6 protein-coding genes are annotated in these 5,638 nt (G+C 63.4%); all 6 read right to left on the bottom strand.

Translation table 11 applies throughout. The annotated features are described in order from the left end of the window. The coding region (locus tag ABI660_RS22825) for a nitronate monooxygenase family protein (protein ID WP_348072452.1) at positions 1–1,204 on the bottom strand (1,204 nt) is incomplete at its 3' end. Further along, entirely contained in the window at positions 1,182–1,874 is a 693-nt protein-coding gene (locus ABI660_RS22820; protein WP_348072450.1) for a carbonic anhydrase, read from the bottom strand. The genes ABI660_RS22825 and ABI660_RS22820, both read right to left, overlap by 23 nt. After that, the gene (locus tag ABI660_RS22815; RefSeq protein WP_348072448.1) at positions 1,871–2,731 is read right to left on the bottom strand and encodes a peptidylprolyl isomerase; all 861 of its coding nucleotides are present in this window, start codon (positions 2,729–2,731) and stop codon (positions 1,871–1,873) included. Before ABI660_RS22815 ends, ABI660_RS22820 begins: the two co-directional genes overlap by 4 nt. A 23-nt stretch (positions 2,732–2,754) precedes the next feature. After that, positions 2,755–3,477 carry a respiratory nitrate reductase subunit gamma gene (gene narI / locus ABI660_RS22810; RefSeq protein ID WP_348072446.1) on the bottom strand — a complete coding sequence of 241 codons (723 nt, stop codon included), beginning with the start codon at positions 3,475–3,477 and terminating at the stop codon, positions 2,755–2,757. After that, a complete protein-coding gene (narJ, locus tag ABI660_RS22805) occupies positions 3,474–4,181 on the bottom strand; it encodes a nitrate reductase molybdenum cofactor assembly chaperone (RefSeq protein ID WP_348072444.1) in 708 nt (235 codons plus the stop codon). The genes narI and narJ overlap by 4 nt, the downstream gene beginning before the upstream one ends. Before the next feature lie 3 nt (positions 4,182–4,184). Then, positions 4,185–5,638 (bottom strand): nitrate reductase subunit beta (narH, locus tag ABI660_RS22800; RefSeq protein ID WP_348072442.1); only part of this gene is annotated, 1,454 nt, incomplete at its 5' end.

Raw genomic sequence — 5,638 nt, 5'->3', positions numbered from 1 at the left:
CTTGCACCGAACGGATCTGGTCGCCAAACGGCAGCCGGGCAGCACCACGGAAGAAAAGGCCTTTGCGCGCATTCCCGTCAAAGGCATGACCAAGCTGCTGGTCAATGCAGAACTGGCCCATGCTGGCCACGCCATCACGCAGGCCGCAATGGGTCAGGCAATCGAACGACAGGTTGCATTTGGCCTTGACATGGGCCGCCGCCTGGAGCTTGGGTTCGAGCCGGATGTACTTCTCCAGCCAGGGCGTGCGTACCGCGCGCGCGGGCAGGCCTGCGACGCTGATGAACTCCACCATGTCTTCCGGTTTGGCTTCGGCCAGCACCTTCTTGAAGGCGGGGTCGGCATCACACTCCTGGGTGACGGCAAAAGCCGTACCCAGTTGCACGGCCGACGCGCCCAGGGCCTGCAGGCGCAGGATATCGTCCCGGCAGTTGATGCCGCCAGCGGCAATCAGCGGAATCTCGCGTTCGATGCCGGCCGTTTTGAAGAATTCCCGCACCTGCGGAATAACCACCTCGAAATCGAAACGCGGATCGTGCAGGTCGGCAACTTTTGCTGCGCCCAGGTGGCCACCGGCCAGCCCGGGATGCTCGATCACGATGGCATCGGGCAGGCGGCCTTTCTTTTGCCACTTGCGCACCAGCAACTGCACGCCTCGCGCGTCCGACAGAATGGGAATCAGGGCGACCTTGGGATAGTCACGCGCCAGCTCCGGCAAATCCAGCGGCAGGCCCGCGCCGACCACCAGCGCATCGGCGCCGCTGGCCAGTGCCTGGCGCACATAGTCTTCGTAGGCGCCGAGCGCCTTCATGATGTTCACAGCGATCAGGCCGCGACCTTGCGAGAGCTGGCGCGCACGGCGGATTTCGCGGTCCAGTGCCTCGAGATTGGCCGCATTGATCAGGGCCTTCGCATCGGGCTCTTTGTCCAGGTGGCCGGTTTTGGCCATCAGGTCAGGATGCAGGCGGCGCAGATCCACGGAAGACACCGTGCCCACCCCGCCCAGACGGGCCACGGCACCAGCCAGGCCGCCCGCAGACACACACACACCCATGCCGCCCTGCACCACCGGAATCAGGTCTTTGCCGCCCAGCTGCCAGGACCGCAGACCCGAATCACGGGCCAGCGTTTGCAATATTGCAGCTGCCGCGGCCGGGTCGATGCCGGCCCTGGAGGCCAGGTCAGTTGCTGATGATTTGTCCATCGTGCTCCACATAAGGTTGGTACGGGCCAGTGCCGCTGTTGGAGGCTATCGCAGCGGGCACAAAACTTCCTTGCCGTACATCAAAGATGTGAATTTCGCCGTCCTCGATCACATAGTGCCAGCCATGCAGGGTCAACGTGCCCTTCTCGACCTCGCGTCTAACCATGGGGTAGGCCATCAGGCGCTCGAGCTGCAGCACCACAATGCGCTGCTCGGTTCGGCGCAGGGCCTCGGGGCTGGCCTGGACCGGCAGCAAGGCTTCGCTGGCGAGTTTGAGCCAGGCCTGCAAGGCCACCGCTTCCTCGGGCACGCCTTCATAAGCGGCGCGTATGGCGCCGCAGTGGCTGTGGCCACAGACAATGATGCGCTCGACGTGCAGGCTGAGAACCGCGAACTCGATGGCCGCCGTGGTGCCATGGAGCCCATGCGAACCGTCGTAGGGGGGAACAAATGCCCCCACATTGCGCACAATGAAAAGTTCACCCGGGCCGGCGCCGGTCAGCAGGTAGGGCACCACGCGCGAGTCCGAGCAGCCAATAAACAGCGTCTTGGGGTGTTGCCCCTGCGCCACCAGGTCCTGGAAACGCTGCTGATGAAGTGGAAAGTAGTCGGAGTGAAAACGCCGCAAACGCAGCAGCAGCTCGTCTGCCGGGGCGGCGTTTTCCGTCATTGCACCAGAGGCGAATCCGCTCCCTCAAGGGCGATGCCTTCAATCTCCGCCTCTCCCACCAACAGGCTCATGTACTGATGCAGCGCCCGCGCACGCGACTGCATGGTCAGCAGAGCCGCAATGCGCTCGCGCACTTCCTCGTAGGCGGGCTGGGTGCCGTTGCGGCGCTCCAGCACGTCAATGATGTGGAAACCGAAACGTGTGTGGAACAGGCGCGGATGCACGCCGGTGCCGGTTTGCGCATGCTGGAGGTGAAACAGTTCCGTTGCCAGTTCGGGCGCGCAGTCGTCGGGCGTGATCCAGCCGAGGTCGCCGCCCTGGGCGCTGCTCGGGCAGTTGGACAACTCGGCCGCCAGCTGCGCAAAACGCCCGGAGGCTACGCCTTTGTGCGACAACTCCAGCAGGGCGCGTTCGGCGTGTACGGTAAGCGCCTGAACGTTGACACCGGGCGTGACGGCAAACAGGATGTGCCGCACATGCAGCGCCTGGCCCACCAGAAACTGCGCCTTGTGGGCTTCGTAATAACGCCGGCCCTCCTCGTCGGTAGGCCGGGGCGTTTGCACCGACTGGTCCACCATGGCCTCGATGACTTCGCGCTCGGCCTGGCCCAGCTCGGGCGCGCTCGACACGGCGTGGCTCAGGAACAGGCCCTGGCGCACCGCCTCCTGCCTGAGCAGTTCGGCATAGGCCAGCTCGCGCAGGGTGGCTGTGTCGGGCCGTTGTCCGAGGGCGTGCAGGGTGATGCCGTTGACGCTGGCGGTCGGCGGCTCCGGCGCAGTGGCAGGGCTGCCGCACTGGCACGCGCCGCTGCCACAGCCCTGGGCAGCAAGGGGGGAGGGGGAGGATGAGATGTTCATGGTGGTGATCCGGCTCTCGGTGTTTAACGGTTGCTGCCTGACTTGGCCCCGGGAACGCCCAGTCGGCGGCTGCGCACGAGCTGGTAGGGACGGAACAGGTACGCGACCGATCCGAAGCCGCTCCACACATGAACCAGGCGGCTGAAGGGGAACAGCAGGAAGATGGTCATCCCAAACACGATGTGAAAACGGTAGGGCCAGGGCAAAACGGCCAGCGCGGCAGAGTCCACCTCACGCAGGGTAAGGATGCGTTGCGCCCATTCGGCCAGGATCAGCATCACGCTGCCATCGGCGTGTCCCCAGGAAAACGGCAAGGTGATCAGGCCCACCACCAGTTGCACCCACAGGATCAACAAGATCGCGAGGTCGGTCTTGTGGCTGGTGTAGCGGATGCGCTCATCGAACATGCGGCGGTAAATCAGCATCGACAGGCCGATGAAACAGATGAAGCCGGCAGTGCCACCCGCGTAGATTGCCATGCGCTGCTTGGTCGCGGCGTCCATGAAAGCGCCATACACCGCGTGCGGCGTCAGCAGGCCGACCAGATGACCGAAGAACAGGAACAGGATGCCCACATGGAACAGGTTGCTGCCCCAGCGCAGCAGGCCGGTGCGCAGCAACTGCGAGGAGTCGCTTTTCCAGGTGTACTGGTCGCGGTCAAAGCGGATCAGGCTGCCGAGCAAGAACACGGTCAGGCAGATGTAGGGATAGACACCGAAAAGAAATCCGTGAAGTCCGGGGCTCATGCTTGTACTCCTTGAGTAGGCTGCGCCTTGCGCACATGCGGCACGATGTGGATCGGTTGCGGCTGGTCCGGCCTGGCTTGGCCCTTGGACGAGCAGCCGTCAAAGACGACCGGCTCTTCCCAGACTGCATCAATAGGTTCTTCCGCCGCGATCTGCACCGGCTGGGCCTTCTCTCCGGCCAACTCCAGCAAGGCACCCAGCACGGAGGCATAGCCGCTTTCGCGCTGCTGCAGCGCCGCGAAAATCGCGTTGAAGATATGCGCCATCTCGGCCAGAAACGCGCGCGCCTCGCGCGGCGGCTGGGTCGAGGTGAATTCGAGCACCACCGGAAGAAAATCCGGCATCTCACCTTCGGCCAGGTACATGCCGGCTTTCTCGTAGGTCTGCGCCAGGTCAATCATGGCCGGTCCGCGATCACGCGAGTCGCCGTGCACATGCTCAAACAGGTGCAGCGATGTGGCGCGGCCCCGGTCGAACAACTCAACATAAGCCGCCTCGGTCTCAAGCGCCGGCGCAAGCGCAAGCGCTTCGACCAGTGCATCCAGCTCGGCCAGACGCTGTGGCTCCAGCGCGCGCTCTTCGTGCAGCGCCTCGCGCAGCGCGCCCAGATGGCTGCGCAGTTCGGCGTCGGGATAAGCAAGCAGCCGGGCCAGCACGCGCAGGCTCTTCGAAGCCACAGCAGGGGTGTTGTTGAAAAGTGCCATGGTTCAGACCTCCACCTTGATGGGAATAGTGCGTTTCTTGTTGCCGCCAAACAGGCTGACGTCGCTGGCGCCGTCGGAGCAGCCGTTGCCGAAGGTAAAGCCGCAGCCGCCGCGCATGTCGAACGCGTTTTCGGCATATTCGCGGTGAGAACTCGGAATCACGAACCGGTCTTCGTAGTTGGCAATCGCCATGATGTGGTACATCTCCTCGACCTCGGCTACGGTGAGCCCGGCCTGCTCCAGCACTGCCAGGTTCTGCACCTGGTCCACGTGTTTGCTGCGCTGGTAGGAGCGCATCGCCAGCATGCGCTGCAGTGAACGGATCACCGGCGCCGTGTCGCCGGCGGTCAGCAGGTTGGCCAGGTACTGCACAGGAATGCGCATCTGCGCAATGTCCGGCAACTCGCCATTGACGCCGATATGCCCAGCGTTGGCCGCCGAAGTGATGGGCGACAGCGGCGGCACGTACCAAACCATAGGGAGCGTGCGGTACTCGGGGTGCAGCGGCAGCGCCACCTTCCACTCCACAGCCATCTTGTAGACCGGGCTGCGGCGGGCGCCTTCCAGCCAGGCTTCGGGGATGCCGTCCTTGCGTGCCTGCTCAATCACCTTCGGATCGTTCGGGTCCAGGAAGATGTCGAGCTGGGCCTGGTACAGGTCTTTGTCGTCTTCCACGCTGGCCGCTTCCTGGATGCGGTCGGCGTCATACAGCACCACGCCAAGGTAACGGATTCGGCCCACGCAGGTTTCGCTGCAAACGGTCGGCTGGCCGGCTTCAATGCGCGGGTAGCAGAAGGTACATTTTTCGGCCTTGCCGCTCTTCCAGTTGTAATAGATTTTTTTGTACGGGCAGCCCGAAACGCACATGCGCCAGCCGCGGCACTTGTCCTGGTCGATCAGCACAATGCCGTCTTCCTCGCGCTTGTAGATCGAGCCCGAAGGGCAGGACGCCACACAGGCCGGGTTCAGGCAATGCTCGCACAGGCGCGGCAAATACATCATGAAGGTGTTTTCGAACTGGCCGACCATATCTTTTTGGACCTGGTCGAAGTTCGCCAGGTTGGCGTCCTTGCTGCGCTTGGAAAACTCGCCACCGAGGATCTCTTCCCAGTTCGGACCCCATTCGATTTTTTCCATGCGCTTGCCGGTGATCAGGCTGCGTGGGCGCGCCGTCGGGGCAGCCTTCATCTCTGGCGCCGACTGCAGGTGGTCGTAGTCGAAGGTGAAGGGCTCGTAATAGTCGTCAATCTGCGGCATATTGGGGTTGGAGAAGATGCGCATCAGCAGCTTCCACTTGCCGCCCTGGCGTGGCTCGATGGAGCCGTCGGCCTTGCGTACCCAGCCGCCGTTCCACTTGTCCTGGTTTTCCCACTCCTTGGGGTAACCGATGCCGGGCTTGGTTTCGACGTTGTTGAACCAGGCGTATTCCATGCCGGGCCGGCTGGTCCAGACGTTTT

Source organism: Polaromonas sp. (assembly GCF_039930745.1).
Lineage (GTDB): Bacteria > Pseudomonadota > Gammaproteobacteria > Burkholderiales > Burkholderiaceae_C > Polaromonas.
The sequence above is the reverse complement of the archived record's forward strand: the minus strand, read 5'-3'. Positions and strand labels throughout refer to the sequence as shown.